General features: G+C 34.1%; 17 protein-coding genes, 1 pseudogene and 1 CRISPR repeat array. Of the genes and pseudogenes, 2 read left to right on the forward strand and 16 right to left on the reverse strand.

The window, feature by feature from the left end:
• Positions 1-62: 62 nt before the first annotated feature.
• The 3 genes from AA637_RS12105 to AA637_RS12115 all read right to left on the reverse strand — a co-directional run bounded on the left by AA637_RS12105 (position 63) and on the right by AA637_RS12115 (position 5929).
• Positions 63-887: an O-methyltransferase gene (locus AA637_RS12105; protein WP_446682967.1), complete on the reverse strand. Its 825-nt coding sequence runs from the start codon at positions 885-887 to the stop codon at positions 63-65.
• A 247-nt stretch (positions 888-1134) separates the two neighbouring features.
• On the reverse strand, positions 1135-2472 hold the full coding sequence (locus AA637_RS12110; RefSeq protein WP_446682968.1) for a sedoheptulose 7-phosphate cyclase: 1338 nt from the start codon (positions 2470-2472) through the stop codon (positions 1135-1137).
• Positions 2473-2800: 328 nt separating this feature from the next.
• On the reverse strand, positions 2801-5929 hold the full coding sequence (locus AA637_RS12115; protein ID WP_446682969.1) for a DEAD/DEAH box helicase: 3129 nt from the start codon (positions 5927-5929) through the stop codon (positions 2801-2803).
• A gap of 528 nt (positions 5930-6457) precedes the next feature.
• Between AA637_RS12115 and AA637_RS12120 the strand changes: the two genes are divergently transcribed.
• Positions 6458-8245 (forward strand): ABC transporter ATP-binding protein, encoded by a 1788-nt coding sequence (locus AA637_RS12120; protein ID WP_446682970.1) that lies wholly within the window; start codon positions 6458-6460, stop codon positions 8243-8245.
• A gap of 76 nt (positions 8246-8321) precedes the next feature.
• A CRISPR array of direct repeats spans positions 8322-8798; the repeat unit is 38 nt; unit sequence TGTTTCAATCCCTTAGTAGGTATTATGTTGGTTTAAAC.
• A 221-nt stretch (positions 8799-9019) separates the two neighbouring features.
• Here the strand turns inward: AA637_RS12120 and cas2 are convergent.
• From cas2 to AA637_RS12185, 13 genes and pseudogenes are all read right to left on the reverse strand, one after another.
• Positions 9020-9292 (reverse strand): CRISPR-associated endonuclease Cas2, encoded by a 273-nt coding sequence (gene cas2, locus AA637_RS12125; protein ID WP_446682971.1) that lies wholly within the window; start codon positions 9290-9292, stop codon positions 9020-9022.
• A 35-nt stretch (positions 9293-9327) separates the two neighbouring features.
• Complete coding sequence (gene cas1d / locus AA637_RS12130; RefSeq protein WP_446682972.1) at positions 9328-10335, reverse strand: type I-D CRISPR-associated endonuclease Cas1d; 1008 nt, start codon at positions 10333-10335, stop codon at positions 9328-9330.
• A 129-nt stretch (positions 10336-10464) separates the two neighbouring features.
• The gene (gene cas4 / locus AA637_RS12135; protein ID WP_446682973.1) at positions 10465-10992 is read right to left on the reverse strand and encodes a CRISPR-associated protein Cas4; all 528 of its coding nucleotides are present in this window, start codon (positions 10990-10992) and stop codon (positions 10465-10467) included.
• Positions 10993-11157: 165 nt separating this feature from the next.
• Complete coding sequence (cas6, locus tag AA637_RS12140) at positions 11158-11973, reverse strand: CRISPR-associated endoribonuclease Cas6 (protein ID WP_446682974.1); 816 nt, start codon at positions 11971-11973, stop codon at positions 11158-11160.
• 45 nt (positions 11974-12018) lie between these two features.
• On the reverse strand, positions 12019-12588 hold the full coding sequence (locus tag AA637_RS12145; RefSeq protein ID WP_446682975.1) for a Uma2 family endonuclease: 570 nt from the start codon (positions 12586-12588) through the stop codon (positions 12019-12021).
• Positions 12589-12607: 19 nt separating this feature from the next.
• Positions 12608-13213 (reverse strand): hypothetical protein, encoded by a 606-nt coding sequence (locus AA637_RS12150; protein ID WP_446682976.1) that lies wholly within the window; start codon positions 13211-13213, stop codon positions 12608-12610.
• Positions 13214-13226: 13 nt separating this feature from the next.
• Positions 13227-13976, reverse strand: coding sequence for a type I-D CRISPR-associated protein Cas5/Csc1 (gene cas5d / locus AA637_RS12155; protein WP_446682977.1), 750 nt, complete (start codon positions 13974-13976; stop codon positions 13227-13229).
• Positions 13977-14036: 60 nt separating this feature from the next.
• The gene (gene cas7d / locus AA637_RS12160) at positions 14037-15056 is read right to left on the reverse strand and encodes a type I-D CRISPR-associated protein Cas7/Csc2 (RefSeq protein ID WP_446682978.1); all 1020 of its coding nucleotides are present in this window, start codon (positions 15054-15056) and stop codon (positions 14037-14039) included.
• 73 nt (positions 15057-15129) lie between these two features.
• Positions 15130-15528: pseudogene (gene cas10d / locus AA637_RS12165) on the reverse strand (type I-D CRISPR-associated protein Cas10d/Csc3); the annotation flags it as partial.
• Between the two features lie 16 nt (positions 15529-15544).
• Complete coding sequence (cas10d, locus tag AA637_RS12170; RefSeq protein ID WP_446682979.1) at positions 15545-18622, reverse strand: type I-D CRISPR-associated protein Cas10d/Csc3; 3078 nt, start codon at positions 18620-18622, stop codon at positions 15545-15547.
• Positions 18623-18786: 164 nt separating this feature from the next.
• Positions 18787-20967: a type I-D CRISPR-associated helicase Cas3' gene (gene cas3 / locus AA637_RS12175; protein WP_446682980.1), complete on the reverse strand. Its 2181-nt coding sequence runs from the start codon at positions 20965-20967 to the stop codon at positions 18787-18789.
• 78 nt (positions 20968-21045) lie between these two features.
• Positions 21046-21312, reverse strand: a complete 267-nt coding sequence (locus tag AA637_RS12180) for a HepT-like ribonuclease domain-containing protein (protein ID WP_446682981.1) — start codon at positions 21310-21312, stop codon at positions 21046-21048.
• Entirely contained in the window at positions 21309-21599 is a 291-nt protein-coding gene (locus AA637_RS12185) for a nucleotidyltransferase family protein (protein ID WP_446682982.1), read from the reverse strand. Before AA637_RS12185 ends, AA637_RS12180 begins: the two co-directional genes overlap by 4 nt.
• A 100-nt stretch (positions 21600-21699) precedes the next feature.
• On the opposite strand from AA637_RS12185, the gene AA637_RS12190 reads away from it, so the two are divergent.
• On the forward strand, positions 21700-22584 hold the full coding sequence (locus tag AA637_RS12190) for a WYL domain-containing protein (protein WP_446682983.1): 885 nt from the start codon (positions 21700-21702) through the stop codon (positions 22582-22584).
• Positions 22585-22612 lie beyond the last annotated feature (28 nt).

Raw genomic sequence — 22612 nt, forward strand, 5'->3', positions numbered from 1 at the left:
GTGGGCAACACAACAACCCTCTCCCACAGGAGAGGAGGCAAGAAAAGGAGGTTTTAAAGGTGTTAATTAACTCGAATAACCGTCAAACCATCCCGCAAGGGTAATAATACCTGTTGTACCCGTTCATCTTGGGCTACCATTTGATTAAATTCATGGATAGCTTGACCATTTTCTGTACGTTTAGATTCTGGCAAGTAAACTTGTCCTTGATATAGGGTGTTATCTACAACAATTAAGCATCCAGGACTTACCAATTTTTTGTCTAGCAATAAATTAAAATAATCTTTGTATTCTTTCTTGTTGGCATCGATAAAGACTAAATCGAAATTTTTATCTTCTTGGGCTAATTCTGCCATGGTATCGAGGGCAGGGGCTACTTTTACGGTGATTTTTTCACCATGGGGAGAGTGAGAAAAACACTCCTGAGCAAATTTGGCGACGTAGTCATCTACTTCACAGGCGATTACTTTGCCATCATCGGGGAGGGCTTCTGCCATGGCTAGGGCGGAGTAACCTGTAAACATTCCAATTTCAAGGACGTTTTTTGCCCCTAACATTTTGACAAAAATTTGTAACATTTGCCCTTCGATATGCCCAGAGAGCATTTCCTGTTCTAGTTCAAAGGGGGTTGCCCCTTCTGCAAATAGTTTGCTCCAATCTTCTTGGGCTGTTTTCTCGGCAAGGTTGGCGAGCGCCCCTGATTGGGTGGTCGATACTTCTCCTAAGTAGGGTTCTAAGTTTGAAGCGAATTCGTAGGCTTCTTGCAAATCATTCACTAGCTGAGAGGATTTCTCAGTATTCTTTGCATTTTGTAATATTTGCTCTAATTTTTCGACTAAAATGCCCAACGGTGCGATCGCCCTTGGTTTGTTAACAGTTGCGGACATAGAACTACTCCAATATTTGTAATATAGATGAAATATAAATTAAGGAAAAAATAATAAAATACTGTGAAAAATAAAGGTTAATCCCTTACTAATCGAGGAAATAAATGGATTTATGACCAAATTTTGCATTTTCTTAACAAAAGCAGACCTGTAAGCCCACCTTTGTTAAGATCCGATTAAGATTTCAGATGGTTTGAAAAAGATGAATAAGGGCGATCGGACGCCAATCAGAACAACCCTCGTAGTCCTATTCTAAACCAAGATCACTGAGATACATCTGCTCTCCTGCACCCTCATGGGGTAACTGAGAGCAGTACTTTTTGTGAGCGACAACCGCTTGATTGAGCAATTCAGGTTCCACCTCTTGGACATAGTCACAAGCCCCGATGGTAGTAGGTAAAGGCGCCCATAAGCCCCCATCACCCCGTTTGCGGCGCATATTTTTTTGTCCATCTACCATGATTTGAACATCTTCTAGGATGGGGTGAAACACCGACAACCCTAATTTGCTAGATAAATTAATGATTCTTTGACACTCTTCTTGACTTAACCAGCCCAACTCTTGAGCTAAAGTTGCCCCAAACGCCATGCCAATGGTGACGGCATGACCGTGCATTAATTTAACAGCGGGTTCAAAACGAGGACTCCAAGTGTGCCCGTAGGCGTGGGGCCTGTCTTGGTACGTTTCAAACATATTTGTTCCTTCATGCTTCATATAGGCATAAAGAGCTTTATAGATAATCAAATCAGCAATTTTTTCTAGTTCTTCACTAGCATCGATGGTGGCAAAACGAGTTTTAATCAACTCCTGCCCGTACTGTTCCAATAACTCAAACAACTCCTTATCATCGGTGACTGCCATCTTGATAATTTCTGCCATACCATTACGGATATGTCCCATATCAAGGGTAGAGAAAAATTGACGATCAACCAAGGTTAATACTGGGGGATGATATACCCCAATGCTGTTTTTAAATTGAGTGCCATTGGTACAAGTACGGGGAGAAGGACCTGCATCAATAGCGGCAATGATGGTTGTACCAATCATAATGTAAGGGGTACGACGATGTTGCAGCGCACAGGCTAAACCAGCCACATCACTCAACACACCACCCCCAATGACCAATACAGGCTCATTACGAGACACATCACAGCCATCTTTCCCTAAAAAGGCAAGAATACGATGGACTGTTTCGGGGGTTTTATCACTTTCCCATGCCCGTATGACCATCAATTCTAAGGGAATTTCTTGGGCTTGGAAATAACCTTCTATCTTCTCTCCGTATAACTCGGCAACGGTTTGATCTACTACGGCGATACAACGACTACGAGGGCGATAAATATTCGCGAGGGTATGGTTAGATATGGCGAAAATATCCTTAACTACCTTTACCTCTGACTTGAGTTGATATACCGCCGTTACTTCAAAGGATAAACCCTCATCAGCGGTGGTAATTTGACCTGAACCTGTGTACCATTCTGATGTGCGATATTTTTCTTCGTGGGGGCGCCAAATTACTGTCTTATCATCTTCCTTGAGATTTTCGGCTAGGGCGCCGTTGCCCATGGTTGAATCTCTCATCATTGGGAACGAACTTTTTATTTCACTAGAAACCATGACTGTTTCAATCCTTATTGTTGACTGAATAGCCCGAAACCTCAGAGGTTTATCTATTCTGGCTACCATACTACACAATATTTTTAAGATTGTAAAGAAAAGTTAAAACAAATATTAAGAAATTCATACTTTTTTAAGGTTGTACTAGACCCGTAAAAAAAATTATACTAATACAACGAACAATAGACCCTAAACCCATTGCCAAAAACAATGAATAAAAGTATGGTTCAGTTGGGGTAAAGGGTTAAAACCTCTTGTTATGGGAAGATGGTGGATTAATTTTGTTTGATGATATTTACAAAACGGCATTACGATCTAATACAAGTAGATTTCGTAATTGATCGCTATCTAAGTCGGTTAACCAATCTTCTCCACTATTGATGGTTTGTTCGGCTAGTTGTTTTTTACTTTCGAGAATGTCGTTAATTTTTTCCTCCAAAGTACCGCTACAGACGAATTTATGCACTTGTACATTTTGAGTTTGCCCAATGCGAAATGCCCTATCGGTGGCTTGATTTTCTACAGCAGGATTCCACCATCTATCGAAATGGAAGACGTGGTTTGCTTTGGTGAGGTTTAATCCTGTACCTCCTGCTTTTAGGGAAAGAATAAAAATTGGTGGCCCTTGGGGATCATTTTGGAAACGGTCAACCATTTCTTGACGTTTTTCTATTTTTGTGCTTCCTGAGAGGAACATCACATCTACCCCTAATTTCTTTTCTAGGTAGGGTTGTAATAAGTTTCCCCATTCGGTAAATTGGGTAAAGATTAAGGTGCGATCGCCCTCAGCCACAATTTCCTCTAACATTTCTTCCAATCGTAACAATTTGCCAGAGCGAGGCTCAAAATCTAAACTATTCTCCTTGAGAAAATGAGCAGGATGATTACAAACCTGTTTTAATCTCATCAACAAAGTTAACACCAAACCATGGCGCTGAATCCCCTTACTATCGTTAATTTTAACTAAAGAATCATCTACCAAACTTTGGTATAGGTGCGCTTGTTCGGGAGACAAACCACAATAAACATTCATCTCCTGCTTTTCGGGTAAATCTTGAATGATATTTTTATCGGTTTTTAATCGTCTCAGGATAAAAGGCTGAACCAAAGAGCGTAAAGTTTTCAGAGAATCTTGATCCCCATATTTCTCGATGGGCAAGGTAAAACGCCGTTGGAAAAACTGCTGTGTACCTAAATAACCTGGGTTCAAAAACTCCAAAATTGACCATAATTCCGAAAGACGATTTTCCACAGGAGTACCCGTCAAAGCGATACGAAAATCTCCATCCAACTGACGAATGGCTTGAGTTTGTTTTGCTTGAGGATTTTTGATATTTTGAGCTTCATCCAAAATTACCCCTTGCCAATCAACCCCTTTTAAACCATCTAAATCACGAAATACGAGGGCATAGCTAGTAATAATCACATCATACTTTTTTGCCTCCTTAACAAATGTCTTACCCTTATGGCGCTGCTCCCCATGATGAATTAAAGCCTTGACATTGGGGGCAAATTTTTGAATTTCCCTAGCCCAGTTATTCATCACCGAGGTTGGGCAGACAATTAAACAGGGCTTAGTTAATAATTTATCTTGTTTTAAACGTAATAAAAAGGCTATTAATTGAATGGTTTTACCTAAACCCATATCATCAGCTAAACAAGCTCCTAAATTCCATTTTTCGAGGAAATAAAGCCAGCTAAAACCTGCTTTTTGATATTCTCGCAAATCCCCTTTAAATGTTTTGGGAGTAGGAAGAATCTTAATTTTTTGATAGTCGTTAACACTATTGATTAATTCTGATAATGCCCCACTACTCTCGAAGGAAACTACGGGTAATTTGGCAATGGTTTCTCCGTTACCTCCGCTCAGGCGCAGGGCATCTTCCACGGTTAAATTAATATTATTATTGGCTTGATCTAAAATATCTTGGGCGGCTTTTACATCAGCAGGTTGCAAGGCTAACCATTGCCCATCTACTTCCACGATGGGAGATTTTTGAGCCAAAAGATTTTGAAATTCTTTGTTGGTTAAAACTTTATCCCCTACGGCAACTTTAAGATTGTAGTTTAGTAAACTATTGAGATTTAAACGCTCTCCTTTTTTGAGGTTAACTTTCGCTTCAATTTTGACTCCTAAACGTTTTTCTCCTGCACCTTCGGCTAAACCTTCGGGTAAAATAATACCTAATCCATTATCTTGTAGTTGCCATACTGAACTACGAATGAATTGATAAGCGTCAATAGCATTTAATTGACAATAATTGGGCATTGCATTTTCTAAACTTTTTGCTACCAAAGGATAAATTTTGGACGCTAAACCTAATCCTTTTAAAAGAATTTCTTGAGGGTTTTCTATGGTGCGATCGTCTATTTCTAAATCAGGGTGAGAATGTTGCCAAATTTGCTCGGATGGTACGAGAAAATCTGGGTTATCAATGGCTTGTAAATAGTAGTCTAATTTCCAATTATCATAGTTATTTTCTGATGGGGCAGGGGGGTTTAATTTAAAACAAATACGATATTGTTTTTTTGATAGTTGAAAGTCGGAGGTAATTAAATTATCTTGAATTGGCAATGTCCAATGGTCAAAAGCCATCTTTAAACGTTTACTTTCTGTAGATGGCAAATCGCAGTGGTTTATGTCAGTTTCAGCTAAGGAATTTAACCAAGGTTCAATAGTTATATCATTGCCTAAAGGAGTGGGTTGTTCTAGTAATTGTCTAATTTGTAAGTCAACAATATTGGTTAAAAAGTCTAAAATTAATTCTTGAGGGTCAATAGTTGGTGATTCTTCTGAATCGACGTAGCAACGGCACAATGAGGGCATCGATTGCACAAATTTAGTTAACCTTATTTGGTCAATGTTACTATCTAGTAATGGTTGCCAAAAACTTTTATTATGGTCATCAATGGTGGGGAGAAATTTTTGGCGACAAATGAGATCTAAACTCCATCTATATACATGACTCCAAAATCGTAAATCTGAGCCGATATATTCTTCATTGTTGAGGGGAATTTGCTGTAAGAAGCTAATGGTATCAAGAAAATTTAGTTTGATTCCTTCTACTTTCCAAGGGTATAAAATAACGGTACTTAGTTTATTTTCGATCGCCATAAATTGTTCATATAGTAGCGGAACAACGGTTTTTGATCTTGGCTTTTTTTGGACAGGAAATAAAACTAATTCTTTTTGTTTTCCTTTGTTTGTTTCAAAGGTTTGATTATGGATGGATTCGGGAACTAATTTGTACTTTTCTAAGGTGGAGATAAAATTTTCTAAGGATTGACTTTGAAAGGGATAGTTATAAATATCTCTGGTTTGTAAATCGTATTTTTCTGTGCCTAATTGTTTCCATTCTTCATTCCAAATAAAGAAATATTTGAAGTGATTTTTGACAATAAAACTACCACGCAAAATTGACATATTATTTTAGTTTTTTAAAAATAGATATACAAACTTAGATTACCTTCTACAGATGAGATAGTTAAGGAATAATCTAGGTTATAAGGTTGCAAAAAATAAGATTTTAGTTATTATAGATGTAGTTATTTTTGATAAATAAATAATCTGTTTTTTATTAGATAAAAATATAATAGCTCACGGTGAGACATTGATAATTGGTAATCAATTTCCCATATTTTGTGTTCCATTATGGACTAATATCAGGCTTGGGGAATACTTACGATGTATGATCTAATACGACTGGTAAGATATTTTGCCATGAATTTTTATTTTACCACTATGAAGGATTATTGATCATTCTGTTTTGAAAAGTTTGCACACTAATAATTGAGGAGATTTGACGTTAATTCTTTTTGTTTTGAGCAATGATACGGTTATAGAATAACAAGTCTGATGGGTAGGAGTCGATGTTTGCTCCTTTTTTTTGTCTAAATTTCTTTACAATGGTGAGGTATAGCATTTTTGCTAAGTATAGTTATTTTTCACATTATGACCTCCAAATCTATTGCCCCTCTTTCACGATTATTAGAATATTCTCCGAAATACCGTGGTTTGATTTATCGTGCGGTTATTTGTTCGGTATTAAATAAGGTTTTTGATTTAGCACCCCCCGTGTTGATTGGGGCGGCGGTAGATGTGGTGGTACAGAGAGAAGATAGTGCGATCGCACAGTTTGGTTTTGAGAGCGTTTTTTCTCAGTTGTTGGTGCTGACGGTTTTATCGGTCATAATTTGGACATTAGAATCTGCATTTCAATATGCTTATGAGCGTTTATGGCGTAATTTGGCCCAAAATATTCAGCATGATTTACGCTTAGATGCCTATGGTCATATTCAGAATTTAGAATTAGAATTTTTTGAAAATAAAAGCACAGGGCGTTTACTATCAGTGTTGAATGATGATATTAACCAGTTAGAAAGATTTTTGGATGTGGGAGCCAATGAAATTTTACAGGTAATTACCACGGTAATTATTATCGGTTTGGCTTTCTTTATTCTTACCCCTACCACTGCTTGGATGGCCATTGTACCTATTCCCATTATTATTTGGGGTGCGATCGCCTTTCAGAAGTTTCTTGAGCCTCTATACGGTGATGTGAGAGAAAAAGTAAGTCTGCTCAATAGTCGTTTGAGTAACAATCTAAGTGGCATTACCACTATCAAAAGTTTTACCACCGAAACCTATGAAGTAGAGAGAGTAAGGGTTGACAGTGAAGCCTATCGTCGTAGTAACCAAAGGGCGATCGCTTATAGTGCAGGTTTTGTGCCCCTGATTCGTCTGGTTATCTTGGCAGGATTTACCAGCATCCTTTTATTTGGGGGTTTACAGGTGGAAGAAGGAACATTGGCAGTGGGTACTTATAGTGTACTGGTATTCATGACCCAACGCCTACTATGGCCCCTTACCCGTCTAGGGCAAACCCTCGATTTGTACCAAAGGGCTATGGCTTCCACCACTAGGGTAATGGCGTTATTGGACACCCCTATTCAAATTCATTCGGGAGATATACCCCTATCATTTGCCCACACCCAAGGGGAAATTCATTTAAAGGATGTTACTTTTTCTTATTTTGAAAGAGAGCCTGTTTTGCAACATCTTAACCTTGATATACCTGCGGGACAAACTACCGCCATTGTGGGTTCGACGGGTTCGGGAAAAAGTACCATTATTAAATTATTACTCAGACTCTACGAAATTAATTCGGGTATGATTACCCTCGATGGTATCAATATTCAAGAGATTGTACTCTATGATTTGCGACGGGCGATCGGTTTAGTAAGTCAGGATGTATTTCTTTTCCATGGTAGCGTGAGGGAAAATATTGCCTATGGTAGCCCCAACGCCACGGAAGAAGACGTTATTTGCGCCGCCAAAAATGCCGAAGCCCATGAATTTATTATGGAATTACCCCAAGGTTACGATACTGTAGTGGGTGAAAGGGGACAAAAATTATCAGGGGGGCAAAGACAAAGACTATCTATCGCCCGGGCTATTCTCAAAAATCCTCCTATTCTCATTCTCGATGAGGCAACCTCCGCCGTTGATAATGAAACCGAAAGTGCGATCGCCCGTTCACTACAATATATTACAAAAGGTCGTACCACAATTATGATCGCCCACCGTCTCTCCACCATTCGCCATGCTGACTGTATCTATGTCATGGAAAGGGGCAAAATTATCGAACAGGGAAAACATGAGGAATTAGTCGCCCACAATGGCATCTATCAAAATTTATGGCAAGTACAAACAGGGGAACAATTAGCAATAGACAGTTAGTTAATGGTTTTAATCCCTTAATAGGTATTATATTGCTCTGAATTAAAAATCCACTTTTCCTTATACAAACCTATAAGGTTTCAATCCCTTGATAAGTATTATTTTAGTTTAAACCTTTCAAAAGGTATATGGACGATTACAGGATTATGGTTTCAATCCCTTAGTAGGTATTATGTTGGTTTAAACTTCTATGAGACAAGCCGCTCAAATGCTAGGAACAGGTTTCAATCCCTTAGTAGGTATTATGTTGGTTTAAACTTGATGTTGACCTCAATGAGCCTCCCCAAGCAGATTGTTTCAATCCCTTAGTAGGTATTATGTTGGTTTAAACTAAATATTTCTCTGTTCTGTCGGGACACACAGGATGTTTCAATCCCTTAGTAGGTATTATGTTGGTTTAAACCATTGGCTACAGGTTTGGGAGGTATAGGCAGGATTGTTTCAATCCCTTAGTAGGTATTATGTTGGTTTAAACACGGGGAGTTCCTACTCCTTCCACGTAGCCTCCATCAGCAAGTTTCAATCCCTTAGTAGGTATTATGTTGGTTTAAACCGCTTACATTTGAAGCCTTTGATATATAAAGTTTTCAAGGTTCATTTCCGTAAGCCTAGGAGAATTATAACACATTAGTATTAAAAATCATTCACTAAATTACCTATAAATCAGTCATAGTAAAGAGCGTAAGGCGATCGCACTTGTTCAAATGCCGTAAACCATCAACGGAAGTGTTTTTGGAGACTTCCGAGAATAATAGTACATTTACACCCCTATCCTTACGCAAAAAAGATAGTATCATCTGGGGGTTGTTCACCACCAATACGCTCTATTTTACCCTGACAACATTGCCCCAAAAAATAAAAACGAATACTATCACTATCCTTCTTAATTAACTTACTAAGTCGGTGACGTAGTTTAGCATACTGAGTATTAGTCAAATCACATTCAAAAATACTATATTGCACCCATTGTCCATAGGATTTTAAAATATTATGTATTTTTGTTCTTCTTTTATTGTCGGTAATATCGTAACTAATAACAACAAACATTTTTTTCAGAGAATAAATAAAGGATAACTTTAGACTTATTTTTTCACAATTAATGGAGGATATTGTTCTGTTTCATTCATTAAATATTTAGCCAATAAACGAGTCTGAATTTCAAATGCTTCTTGATAAGTACATTGTCTTTTTAAAACAGGATGTTTAAATTTTGATTGTTTTTTCTCCTCATATAAACGCAGAAAAACTTTTAATCCTTCCTTAGTTAAAGACACAGCATTACTGAGGGGTTCAATGATAAAATCATCGGGAGTTAACTTTTGATTGTTGATTGCATTTAAAACAATAGCATCCGTAATTAATGGTCTAAATTCCTCCATTAAATCTAACGCTAAACTTGGTCTGCCATAATGGGCTACATGAAGATACCCTAAATAAGGATCAAAACCCACAATATTAATCGCACTTTGTAAATCATGCCTTAATAAAGCATAACCTAAACTTAGTAACGAGTTAACTGGATCTGTGGGGGGACGACGATTTCTCTTTTCAAAAGTAAATTGTTTATTTTTTATTAATTGGTTAAAACAACTAAAATAAATAGCACTTCCTGCACCTTCTAAACCTCTCAGGGAGTTTACATTGTTTTTATTCTCTAAGGCATTTATTATTTCCTGTAATTTATCACTAGAAGTTTCTAAGATTTTATTGGGTAATTGTCTATTTCTAAGTTGAATGAAATTACGATAATTTTTTAATTTCCCCCGAATAAATGCTTTAACTACATGAATAGATTTTTCTGAATTTTCTTCTACTGACCATTGAGCTTTTCTGATAAATATATTTTTAGTTAATTCTGGTTCTAATCTACCTAAATATTTACCCGTTGTTGTCAAAAAAGTAAGGGGTATTTTTCTTATTAATAGTTCATTAACAAGGGCTGGAGAAAAGTTTGCTCTACCTAAAATTACTAATCCATCTACCTTGATAAATGGAACTTCTAATAATTTCTTTTTATCTGCCTTTACATGGATTCTTTCATCAATTTTTCCAATAAAAGCGTCATCTTGAGTAATATAAATTGTTCCCATTTTTTTGTTAATAATTAATATTTATAGTAACTTATGAGAGGTTATTTAATAATGGCTAAAACCATTACTACGAATTTATTTTTCTTCTTGATAGCGATTTACTTTGTCATTTGCCATGGGCAGACAAGCCTAATAGAGACTGCAACCTTTACATTTTTTACTGTATTCAGCTTTAGGTATTTTTCCTTTATCAACAATCTCTTGAATTGCTGTGATAGTAGCGATCGCACTTTCTCTTAATTGATCAATCTCTACTTCTTGCCGTTGATGGGTTTGGGCATAATAAACATAGCCAGTGTGAACCTTAGTGCCTGTCATTTCTTCTATACATAGGGCTTGGGCGACTACCTGCAACTCATCATTTGCCCACTCTCCTTTTTTACCTCGTTTATATTCCACAGGGTAAAACATGCCATTTTCTGTCTCAATCAAGTCCGCTTTGCCAATTAATTTATATTCTTCTGACTTAAGCCAAATAGCTCTAATTTGTCGTGTTTCACCTAAGTTTAAATCTCCTACTGTATGCACTCTTTCATGGAGAGTTGTGCCGTCAATGGTATATTGATTATCTTCAAATTCATTAGTACAAAACATCCGCCAAAATCGATGGGGACAATAGGAATAATGATTTAAGGAAGCAATTTGTATGTAGTCCATAATTTACTAACTTTAAATAAATGATGAAAATTATTCATTAGATTTTTTTGTTTTATAATACTCCCAAATCATTTGTGAGAATTTTAAATTAATGTCCTCCGTTATCAAGGAGGGCTAAAGAGGATAATATTTTTATGGCTCATATAAGATCGCTAGATTAATTATTTATTGTCTTGTAACTGTACCAAAACCCATCGTTGTTTTTCTTCCCAAACCACAATAAAAAGCATAATCAGCTAATACATTTAATTGTTTAATAATTGATGGTTCAACATCTCCTAATACTTTATAAGTTATCTTTCCTACGCAGCCGATAAATTTAGTTTGAGGTTGAATAACGATTTCTGTATTTATGTTGAAGTAAGCTGGAAATAAATTATCAAAATTAGTCAAATCAATTAAAGTATTGCTGTGTTTTTGCCAACGTTTTAATAAACTGTTAAATACTAATTCTGTAGTGGGTAAAAATAGATCATATTTTCCCCGACGAAAAGAGGTAGGAGTAACAATATTAAAAGTAAAATTACGCTCTGTTTCCGATGCTTCTTCATATATTCGTTGATAACTACAAGCATTTGCCCACGGATGACTATCAGGAGAACACAAAACACTGGTTATTAATAGTTCTCCACTACCTAGATGATAAGGTTTATCAGGTCTTAAATTAATCCATAATTTAGTTAATTTACCAAATAAATTATCATCTAATAATGTAATTCTCCACCAACAATTAGACCCCGCTTTTATTTTACTTTGGTGTTGCCACTGCAATAAATTATCAGTCTTTTTATGATTATAATTTACTTGTAAAGGGCTGATAGTAAAAGTTTTATGGGTAGAGGATTGGTGAAAATATTCGGCTAATTCTTGATCTACTGAATTAACTAAGTTTAAAAAAAGAGCGTGTAAGTGTTTTCCTGATGTATAACCAAGGGGAATATCAGAAGTTGTCGTAAAGTTGATGACTAAACTATGGGGCATATCAGTGAATAATAAATAGTTAATGATTAAATTATTGCAAAGTAATCAGATTATTCCAGCTTGATCCAAAATTTGTAGAGGAGTTAAAGTTAAATTAGGTAATAAATCATCTGTTAAACCGTCGTTATTACTTTTTGTTTGAGGAGGATAATCAGGATAAAAAATCGTTATTTTTCTTACTTTTGAATCTATAATCCAAATGTGATCAAATACTGCATTAAGATAGTCAACTGCTTTTTCACTAAGATTACTAAAAGATTGTTCGGGAGAGATAATTTCTATAACTAATTCTGGCGCAATTGTACAAGCAATATTTTCAAAAGATACTTGTTTTAAACGCTCATTAGAAATGTATAATAAATCAGGTACAGGACACCAATCTTTTCCTTTTCTTTTAAGGGCGATCGCCCATTCAATCCCGATTTCTCCTTTCTTTTCTTGTAATTGATTCCACTGTTCTAATAAAAAAGATAGAGCCAAAGTAATACGAGAATGAAAACGTTTTGGAGATATTTTGGGTAGTGCTTTTCCTTCTACTAACTCATAGGTATAATTATCATTTGGTAAAGCTAGAAACTCAGATAAAGTTAAGATTTTGTTTGATAAAGTTACCATAATATTTCAACTTAATTATTTAAATTAAACTCTGAACTAAAATACGCATTAACGGTTCTAAATCATCTGGTACACGATATAAGTTTAAACCCTGTTCAATATGTTTTTTCTGACGATTTAAACGCCCAAATTGCCAAATATTGCCCGTCGTAACTGCACCTATTAATATCTCTTGACTACTCATTTTTTCCCATTGATCTAAAGCAATTAATTGAGATGTCAGCTGTGTAAAACCATAATCTAAATCTGCTTTTTTAGCTTCAATTACTAATAGTTGTTTTTCTTTCTCAATTAGATAATCAAAATAACCCTGTAATTGTTCATTAACTTTGACTGAATACTCAATTCTGACTTCTGATTTTGTATAGTGAATCAAATCAAAAATAATTGGAGAAATTAACATTTCTCTCCTTGCCGTTTCACTATTGAGAGAAACATAGGGTAAAATTTCTTTTATTCTTTCTTTTGTATCATTAATTCGATTTAATTCTCCTTGAAATTGTGGTAAATTAAGTTCATTTCGAGAAAAATTGTAACCAAATTCTTCAGCCAAATCTCTAACTTCAATCTTCATGTCAAAGTATTTGCTAAAGGTGTAAGATTGAGTTTGATCGATAATTTTCATAGTTATGACCTGATTATTCAAAACGATAATTCATATTTACTGGTATGTTAATCAATTGTTTAGAGTTTTCATCAAGACTGATTTGATAATAATCCCCTTTCATGGTGACATTTTTTATTAGGCTAACGGGAGGCATATTAACTACGTCATAACTGATTAATTCATTCGTAAACATTACATCTAAAGGATTAAGAGGGTAAATATAAGTAAAATCTCCATTTTTCATTTGTGGTGTATGAATTTCTTGAATGCTAATTTCTGCTTTACTCATCCATTTGCCCAATCTAATAAATTTAGGTAATTTCCATTGCCAAATATGAGAAGCACTATCTTTTCGTAAGGAGTTATTACTAATAATAAAACACTCAAATTTACTTTCTGGTGCAATTTCTTTATTTCTCCCAAAACTAGGAATATTTTTTTGAGTTTTTTCCATTTCTACATGATAATTATTGTTAGCATATTTCCATGTATTCAGTACAGATGTATGATAAAGACTTCTTGCTGGAGTAACATAAATTCTCTGTTGATTTAAAAAGGTTAAATGTTGTTTATACTTGGGAATTTGTTCCGCACAAAAATAAGTATATGAATTTTCCTCATCAACAGTTGTTTTATATTTTTTACTATCAACAAATCCTAAAGCATAGCAAAGACTGTAATTATGTAATATTGCTTCTGTTTCATATAATCTCCCTATTTCACGGGTAGCATAGTAAAGATTATCGTGAAGTTCAATTTCACAGCGATAAATATTTGTCATAGCAATAATTTTAATTTATTTTTTAATGGTTTGTGGTGGGTGTTACCCACCACAAATTTTTTATTTTTTAGTCGTTTTTTTCTTATTTTCTTGCTTGCCTTTTATATGTTTTTTCGCATAGGCTTTGGTTTCATCGTCAGCTTGTTTTAACACTGCTTTTAATTGCTCTTCGTCAGTAATAATTGCTTTTATCTCTGTTAATAGTTCCTTGAAAGAGTCACCTATAAAATCGGTGTGAACGATAAATTCATCTCTCATTAAATGTGCGATCGCCTCTTGAGCAGATTTCATAACATCATCTTCATTTAAAGGATCAATATCATTAAATTTATTGTCTTTTTTTAAATGATCATAAATGGCTTGTGTCCAACGTAGATTACTAACGATTTCACCGTCGGCAAAAATAACTCCAATTAATTCATTTTTCACTTTACCTGTGCGAGTAGTTTGGGCTCCATAATGACGAGTTCTTAAAATATTATTAAAAACATATAAAAAACTTGCTTCAGTAGGATCTTTTAGAGTGATAATACTGGGAAAAAATATTTGTGGTTTAATATGATCTTGTTGATTAATTCGACTTGTTACCTCACCCGGTTTACTTCCTTCTTCTCCTTTGGATGCCATTGTGCCGTTTTCGTAAGGAGCATTAAGAGTAAAAGTTTCGTGAGATTCATCAAAAGAAGTAATCGAGAAAGCCGTATCAACTACAACTTTCGATTTTTCTGAACCAGAATCACCAATAGCAAATCCATATATAATCGAGTCAGGGTTATCCATGGCAAACTTGACATTATATTCGCATTCTTCTGCTGTCATAAAACCGTAATGACGCATCAATTCACGCCCCATCAAACGCTCAGGGGATGATTGTTTTCTCTTAAACATGGCAAGGCGAGTAATGGGAGTTTTATCTTCAATGCCTACACTAACTCTGGCTTTATTTAATTCTTCATCAGTTTGAAATAAGGGATAAGATTCTGTAACTCGAATAGTAAGAAAATGAACGTATTTTCCCATGGGTTTATAAGAAATTTCACTGTGAAAATATTTAGAATCGATAGTATTTAAAAAAGACATAGTTTTTCTCCTTAGTTTGTTAATAAATTTGTTAGTTGATGAATAGATAAAAATGACTGAACTTCATTGATTATTACTCTTCTGAATTATCATTATTTTTACTTAATTCTTGAGATTGTTTTTGTTGAAATTCTTTATCATTTTCTAAGCGATAAAGAAACTCGCAAGTGTCTCGAATAATATTTAATTGTCGCCCTGCTAGACGGGCGCGATCGCCCTTAAATGCCCCAAATAAAACCTCCTTTACAAAGTAATTAGCAAAATCTAAAATAGCTTGTCTTTCTTCATCTTTTTTCGCAATAATCCAACGTCCTTCGGCAGTAGAAGAATGTACTCTTTGCATTAACTTAAAAATTCTTGCACCCACTTCATAAATTAAGGCTTCTTCATTTTTTGAAATAGCTTTATCGACAGTTAAAATAACATCGGCTGCTTCATCGATAGGTTTAAGAATGGCATTCGCTTTAATGGGATTTCCTTTACTAGATTTAGCTCGATAAAATTTGCGATAAAGTAAGGTTAAATTTAAAGGGTGATTCTATTTGCATAATAAATTCCTCTTTTTCAGGATGAAAGATTATATATGGATCAAAACAGGGATAAAAATGATAAGCATAGAGCTTAATTTTCTTAATTCCTGTGCTGTCTAATTTTTGTTTACGAACCCATTTATTGAGATAAGAAAAAACCATTAAAGGAGTGGTTTCTAAATCCCTTGCAAGTTCGGTTAACTTACCCCAATTCGGGTCATAACCATTTTTAGTTTGTCTAGCATTAACATCAAGATGGATAGCATAAGAAGCCGTGAGAATATTTAAAGGAGAAGCATAATTTTTATGATTTTCTTGCCAACCTTCTAAAATATAATCAAGACGAAATCTATCCCTTTTTGCTAAACTTTTGATGCTAATAGGTGGACTATCTAAAAAGACCGTTTCATGAAATTCTGAACCATCAATAAAGGGTGGAATTGGTGACTCAGAAACGGCTACTTTTACATCTAAAATCATAGGAAATGCAAAACCTAACCATGTGGGCATAATCCATGATTCAGTATCACTTACTTTTTTTTCTTTTCCTTTTTTTTCTGGGGGTAATGCAATGAAATAAAATGTTAAAGGTTGATTTTCAGGATAGGATAATTTGAAGGTTTTATCTATGGTTTTAGAATTATCATTATCTAAATGGAAAATGTCCATAGTTTGATAATTCTCTAAACTAAAATCTGCCTGTAAATCTTTACTAATGAAATGATTACGAATACCAGTATCAAAACGAGTTTGCCGAATATTATCATAAGCCTTATGTAAAAATGTGTTAGTTTCAGGAGTACAATAATAGGTCGGATAAAAGTAAAGATAGCGATATTTTGCTTCTTCAAAGTTTTTACCAATAGCTTGAGTTTGACTCATTAAAATTTGTCTTAACATCATCTCTAGTCCTGCAATACTAGATATATTTCTTGTTGCATTGGAACCTCCTAACATTTGTTTATTAGTATAAACTTGAGGCATGAATAAAACGGCGGATTCTCTTTGTTCTGTCACGGTATAAGCTGAATGAGAAATAGAACAAATTTGTTGTTTGCCACGCCCTGATTTTTTTGCTAGTTGATAATTATTTAACTCCTCTAACAACTTATGATTAATGATATTTTTTGACTCTTTTTTAGGTAACATTATTACTTGTGTAACCCATGATTTTAAATCTTGCCAACCATCATCAATATTATATTTTTCCTTTATAGGATTAATTATGGTTTTTAAATATTCAATTAATTCTAAGCAAGGGTTTCTAATATTTTCTATTCCTTGATTTTTTTCTAAATATTTGACGGCTAAATAGTACCATTCATAAGGAACTCCTCCAGTGTTTCCGTTCAAGTTGTTATCCCTTAGTTTTTGATTAATATTTTGAATACTATTAATCGCAGGTAAATGCTCAGATAAGTTCCAAAATTCAACAATTTTTTGAATTAATACTTCAGATGTTAACTCAAGATTAGGAAGTTCAGGTAAGTCTTTATTGTTTTTCCTTTGAGCTTTATTTTCTTTAATTAATTCTGTGATTTTTTCTACTTTTGTTCCCCAAATTTTACGAGTTATTGTATCGCCAAATTCAGCTATTCGATCAATTCTAATATCATCAGAGAATTGAAAGTTATAACAACTAGGTAAAATTTCTTGTTGCTGAAATTTAACTAGATTTTCACTACGACTAGCGGAAACAGGGGTTTTTTTATCGTGAAGAATCTTAATGGTTGCATCGAGGGCAACTTCCATTAAACTAATATCATCAAAGAATAGCTCATAATAATCAGGATACTTAATGCCTTTACCATCACGGTTAAATCCTGTTTGACGTTTTTTGAGTTCATCACTACAAAGAGATTTAATCTTATCAACAACTAATAAGGGAATATCATCTTTACTGATATTAGGTGCATGACGATCGCACAAATAAACTACTCCTGTGGGTAAATAAAGTAAAGGATAATAGTATTTTTGTTCGTTTGTATTGAGATTAGTGTGGGCATCGATTAAAGCATTGTTAAGGATATTGGTTAAAACACCTCTATTTTCGGCAATACTATGATAGGAAAGTTTTAACTGTCGATTACTAAGTCGCCCAACTAAATCGTTAATACTTGGCTGTAATGCGTCTTGGGGATGTTTGATGATTGACGCAAAACGATCTGCTAAACAGGATAAATAAGCGAGGGAGTTTAATTTATCTCCTGTTAATTTCGGTGTTAAGTCGCTATTACTGGATAAATTCCAGTTGGTGTCATAACGGGTTTGAGTGTTATAAGCTATGAATAAAATATCGTCTAAATATTCTAAGTAGCTGTCTGAATTTTCTGGATCAATGAGTCGATCGAGATTAAGATATTTAATGATAACGGTAATAATTTCCCGATGTTGGGCAACGGATAAATCCCTGATTTTTTTACTTTCTTCTTTTTGCAAGTCGATATATTTTTGGGGCATTTCAGGGAAACGACTATAATCAAATTTTTCAAAGTCATGAAGAATGAAACCTGCTGTTGATAATCGTCTTTCTTTTTCTTTGATGACTCGTCTAATGGTGGTGTCTAATTTCTGTAATTCTTTTTGAATTAAATTAGCAGGAAATAAGCCATTTAAAAGATGAGTATTGAGAGATTGATCACTTAATGCCCTTTTACTTTTAATTCCTTCGGCTAACTTCTTCTCAATCCATTTCCCCCCTTTAGCAGTTACACCGACAGCAACTTTCAACAAATTAGGCAATACATATTCGGCAAAATCTGCCATGACAATATCATCAGGATTTTGTTTGATAATCGCTTCTTGTAAAAGTTTAAGGGTAATTAATTCTCTTTTTGGAGGTGCGATGGTGCGATCGCTATTTTCCCACTCATCACCTAAATTAAATTCATCATCATCATAGTCATAATCTTCAAATTCATCGTAATTCATTAATTCTTCCTCTTGTGTAAAGGTATCCTTTTGAATGTGATTGTTGTCTAAATCAAGCTGTAGTTGATTCGATTCTGAGTTAGGATTTTTGCTTTTTTTAGCCATAATTTTAGATTGCCAAATTTATTGTTTTATTTAGAACAGAAGAGAGAAAATATAAAATAATTAATACTCTTCAATAATTTGTCGTGTTTTGTTGATTAGTGACTTCACCAGCCATATTTGGGAGCAAAGAATTCCTACGTCTATACCTATCAGGGATTGAAACTCTAGCAAATCCATGATTCACCTCTTTTATTTTTTAAACGATATGCTAAAGTGTCGAGAAGTAAAGCCGATTGCCCAAAAGCGATCGCATAGGGGGGTTTTTCATCTGTGCCTACCTCATCCATCGGATATATTTCAAAGTGCATAGGTAATTGTAAACGCCCTTTAACCTCCCATATGGAATAAGGCACGACGTAACTAACTAATCCTTGTATTTTTAGTCGTTTGTTAATCTCATTAATCCAACAATTATCAGGTTGATAGACTTGGATACCAGATAAAACCGTTACTTTCCAAGAATTTGCGATCGCCTTTAAGTCACTACTATAGGTAAATTTCCAATTTAATCTTTCCTCTCGATAACAATTTAAGTTCATAAAGCCTAAACAATGACGAAAACGCCCTTTAGGAATCGGTATATTAGTTTTAGCTTTAGTTTTTTCTAAAAGTTGCTTAAATTTAGATTCGGTGATCGGTTCAATGTCTAAATTGCTTAAGATACTAGGTAAATTATAGGTTTTAAAACGATCGCATTCATTAACTTCTGTCAAATCATATAAACCACATTGAAGCTCATTTGAACCTCTAAAACTAATAGCAGATTCAACGATGGGATTACCTTTTTTACCTGATAATTGTTGCCATTCTTCTCCCCATTTTCTCATACAAAAAGCGGTTTTTTTGAGACTAGAATTAAATACCGTTTCACAATCTTGTTTAAATGCCTCTTTACTACCTGCAAATTGTTGTTCAATGGTTTTATGTCCTAATCCCGATTTACTACTAAGCAATACTGATAAAACTCCTGCCCAACGTTGATAATATCCTTCAAAGTTATTAATTATACGATAATTATTTCTAATTTGATCATGAAAAAAAGGTCGATCATAAATACCATTTTGTTCTAAGTTTTTATTTTGATCATTGAATAGTCTTTCCACTAAAAAATTAGGAGTTAAAGCATAAGCAGTAAAATTGTCAAAATTAATTATTTCCCCTTTCTTTTCATAGCCATCATGTCGTGCTAACCTACCCAATCTTTGAATAAAACTTCCTGCATCTGCGGATTCAAAAATCAGAAAGTTAATTTTAAAATCAACCCCAACATCAATCGTGCTAGTACCAATAACTAAATCAGCTTGTAAAGATTTTTCTTTGTCTATTTTACCTGTCAAACTTGTGTTTTCTTGAACTTTTAAAGGAGATAAAAATTCTTGTAATAAAGGTGTTAAACGTTTAACAGAAGCGATGGAATTAAGAATAATAGCACCTTTACATCCTTGATGTTTTTGAAAATGAGATAAAATGAGATTTTTATTTTCTTTAATCCAATTTTCTGAGGCATTGTAAGAAGATTCTAAAGGAATAAAAATGAAATCTATTGTACCAACTACTTTACGCCATTTTTTTGCTGCTAATTCTGGGCATTTTTCTAGGATATCAGGAAATTGATATTTTTGTTCTTGATAAGGATCAATTACTTGGCAATTAAACCCTACTTTTTGCAATCTTTCAATTATTTGGGTTTCTGGAGTTGCTGAAAGGAAAAGATATTTTTTATCTCGATTAGTGTGACGCACTAATAACATTGTATTTATAATATTAGCGATGCTCGGAGCATTAAATATATGAAATTCATCAAACACAAAAAAATTAAATTTATTATCCAGAGGACTCCATAATTTATCAGGACGGTCTTTTGGTATTAAATAAGCCCCTTTTCTGAGATAATGCAGAATATCTGGATTCGTTTGGATAATCTCTGAATTTTCAATTTTAGTTGCGATCGCCTCTTCTTTTCTGATTTCTTCTGTTTCAGCATAAATTTCTAAATCTGCACCACTTAAACGAGTTATACGAGGCTCATTATTAGATTTAAATAAGTCAATGTAGTGCTTAATTTGTGCTTGTTGATCTCTTGCTAATTCATTGGTAGGATATAAAGCTAAAATATAACGAAATTGCTCTTTTTTTTCTCCTTGTAAAGTATCTAAATAAGCAGCTAAACTTTTACCATCTCCCGTCATTGCTATATTAAAAATAACATCAATATTAGGATTATTAAGGGCTTTAAAAGTTTCTAATTGATGCCAAGATAAAGACCAGTTTTCAGGTAAATTAATATCTTGGGGAATATCATCAGCAGGGCAAGAATAAACTGGTTTTAATTTGATTTGATACATAACTTTGACGGTTTAAATATCTTGTAAAATATCGTTAATTTGTTGTTTTAATTTTGGTAATTCATTTTCCGCTATTTCCTAAACAACACCTAAATCAACTCTAAAATATTCATAAACGATTAAATTTCTAAAATCTGCCATATCTTGCCAATCAAGTTGACAATATTTTGCTTTAAATTGCTCAAATGTTGCCCGACTGGCTTCTCCGATAATTTGTAAATTATGGATAATCAACGTCTGTATTAATTCATCTTCATAAAATTCTCTTTCTCCTCTAACAACATATTTTTCTATTTTTTCAATATATTCTTGAATATCCTTAATTCTTTCTGTGTCGTCTCTCATAAATTAATTGCCTCCTGTAAAACCCGCTCTTTAATACGTTGTTTCAACCCATTAACGGTGACAACATCAACTTTTTTACCTAAAAGGTTTTCCAATTCTCTAATTAACCTCACAGGAAACCAAGGGGTAATTTTATCTATGTCATAATCAATCAAAAAGTCAATATCGCTTTTTTCGTCTGCTTCTCCCCTTGCAACCGAGCCAAATACACGCACATTATATGCTCCATGCTTTGAGGCTATGTTGATGATTTCTTCTCGTTTTTCTTTCAGCAATTCTAAGTTCATATTTTCCTTAAATACTGTCCGTAAATCACTTATATTGTCATAATAATTCATTAAGATAGAAATTACCACAAATGCACATATATAGTGTCCGTATAAATATATGACTAGAAAAAATCAAGCCATAACTCTGTCTATCAATGAAAAAGAAAAAAAAGCCCTAGAAAATTTGGCTTTGGAGTTTGGTAAGACTTGGGGGGATAAACCTAATGTATCGAAGTTGATAAAGGCGATCGCCCTTAACCAATTAAAAATAGCCGTCAATAATGATTGGAATAATCAGAGGATAGAAACCTTAGAAAAAGCAAGAAAACTGTTATTAGACTTCGGATTTATCCTAGAAGCCGAAGAAATCGCCAAAATATTAATAGAAAGAAGCGAATTTAAAAATATATTTTCTAGCCGTGAGATAGAGCAATTTTTAGATAAACCTAAACCCCTATGGCGTAAAAATATAGAAAACTTTATAAAAAGACAGCAACCCTTTAAATTGACTTATCAAGACGCTTCCGAAAGACTGTGGAATTTTACCGTAATCCACGGACAATTAAGAATAATAGAAAAACATCAATATCTAGTGTGTACCTGTCAAGAAACAGAAGGGAATCAAGACATCATAGAATTAAAGCATAACTGGACATTCAAACTTGATCGCATTCAGGAAGCCGTAGTAACTCCCGTAGAATTATCTTGGCAGCCTGACTTAGATACGATTGAAGTCCAATTTAAAGTTTACCGAGGATTAGCTTTTGCTTACAGTAAAGAAGAAATTAAACAAGACGATATTTTTAAAGGTGACATAGAAGATAGTCCTCCATCTCGATTAATTATTCGTAATGTGTGGAGTACTTTTTGGTTTTTTAGGGAAATAAGCAACTATTGGAATGATTGCGAAATTATCGCCCCTGAATCTGTGAGACAAAAATTTTGTCAAAAATTGTTCGCTATCAATGCTATGTATGCTGAAAATCCTTCACAGGATAGTTAAAATAGTAGTAGAAACTAAATCTATTATT

Source organism: Cyanobacterium sp. HL-69, assembly GCA_002813895.1.
GTDB lineage: Bacteria > Cyanobacteriota > Cyanobacteriia > Cyanobacteriales > Cyanobacteriaceae > Cyanobacterium.

What these genes read in the sequence shown, in the direction of transcription:
- AA637_RS12105 (WP_446682967.1), bottom strand. Translation starts at nt 887, where the DNA reads ATGTCCGCAACTGTTAACAAACCAAGGGCGATCGCACCGTTGGGCATT.
- AA637_RS12110 (WP_446682968.1), bottom strand. Translation starts at nt 2,472, where the DNA reads ATGATGAGAGATTCAACCATGGGCAACGGCGCCCTAGCCGAAAATCTC.
- AA637_RS12115 (WP_446682969.1), bottom strand. Translation starts at nt 5,929, where the DNA reads ATGTCAATTTTGCGTGGTAGTTTTATTGTCAAAAATCACTTCAAATAT.
- AA637_RS12120 (WP_446682970.1), top strand. Translation starts at nt 6,458, where the DNA reads ATGACCTCCAAATCTATTGCCCCTCTTTCACGATTATTAGAATATTCT.
- cas2 (WP_446682971.1), bottom strand. Translation starts at nt 9,292, where the DNA reads ATGTTTGTTGTTATTAGTTACGATATTACCGACAATAAAAGAAGAACA.
- cas1d (WP_446682972.1), bottom strand. Translation starts at nt 10,335, where the DNA reads ATGGGAACAATTTATATTACTCAAGATGACGCTTTTATTGGAAAAATT.
- cas4 (WP_446682973.1), bottom strand. Translation starts at nt 10,992, where the DNA reads ATGGACTACATACAAATTGCTTCCTTAAATCATTATTCCTATTGTCCC.
- cas6 (WP_446682974.1), bottom strand. Translation starts at nt 11,973, where the DNA reads ATGCCCCATAGTTTAGTCATCAACTTTACGACAACTTCTGATATTCCC.
- AA637_RS12145 (WP_446682975.1), bottom strand. Translation starts at nt 12,588, where the DNA reads ATGGTAACTTTATCAAACAAAATCTTAACTTTATCTGAGTTTCTAGCT.
- AA637_RS12150 (WP_446682976.1), bottom strand. Translation starts at nt 13,213, where the DNA reads ATGAAAATTATCGATCAAACTCAATCTTACACCTTTAGCAAATACTTT.
- cas5d (WP_446682977.1), bottom strand. Translation starts at nt 13,976, where the DNA reads ATGACAAATATTTATCGCTGTGAAATTGAACTTCACGATAATCTTTAC.
- cas7d (WP_446682978.1), bottom strand. Translation starts at nt 15,056, where the DNA reads ATGTCTTTTTTAAATACTATCGATTCTAAATATTTTCACAGTGAAATT.
- cas10d (WP_446682979.1), bottom strand. Translation starts at nt 18,622, where the DNA reads ATGGCTAAAAAAAGCAAAAATCCTAACTCAGAATCGAATCAACTACAG.
- cas3 (WP_446682980.1), bottom strand. Translation starts at nt 20,967, where the DNA reads ATGTATCAAATCAAATTAAAACCAGTTTATTCTTGCCCTGCTGATGAT.
- AA637_RS12180 (WP_446682981.1), bottom strand. Translation starts at nt 21,312, where the DNA reads ATGAGAGACGACACAGAAAGAATTAAGGATATTCAAGAATATATTGAA.
- AA637_RS12185 (WP_446682982.1), bottom strand. Translation starts at nt 21,599, where the DNA reads ATGAACTTAGAATTGCTGAAAGAAAAACGAGAAGAAATCATCAACATA.
- AA637_RS12190 (WP_446682983.1), top strand. Translation starts at nt 21,700, where the DNA reads ATGACTAGAAAAAATCAAGCCATAACTCTGTCTATCAATGAAAAAGAA.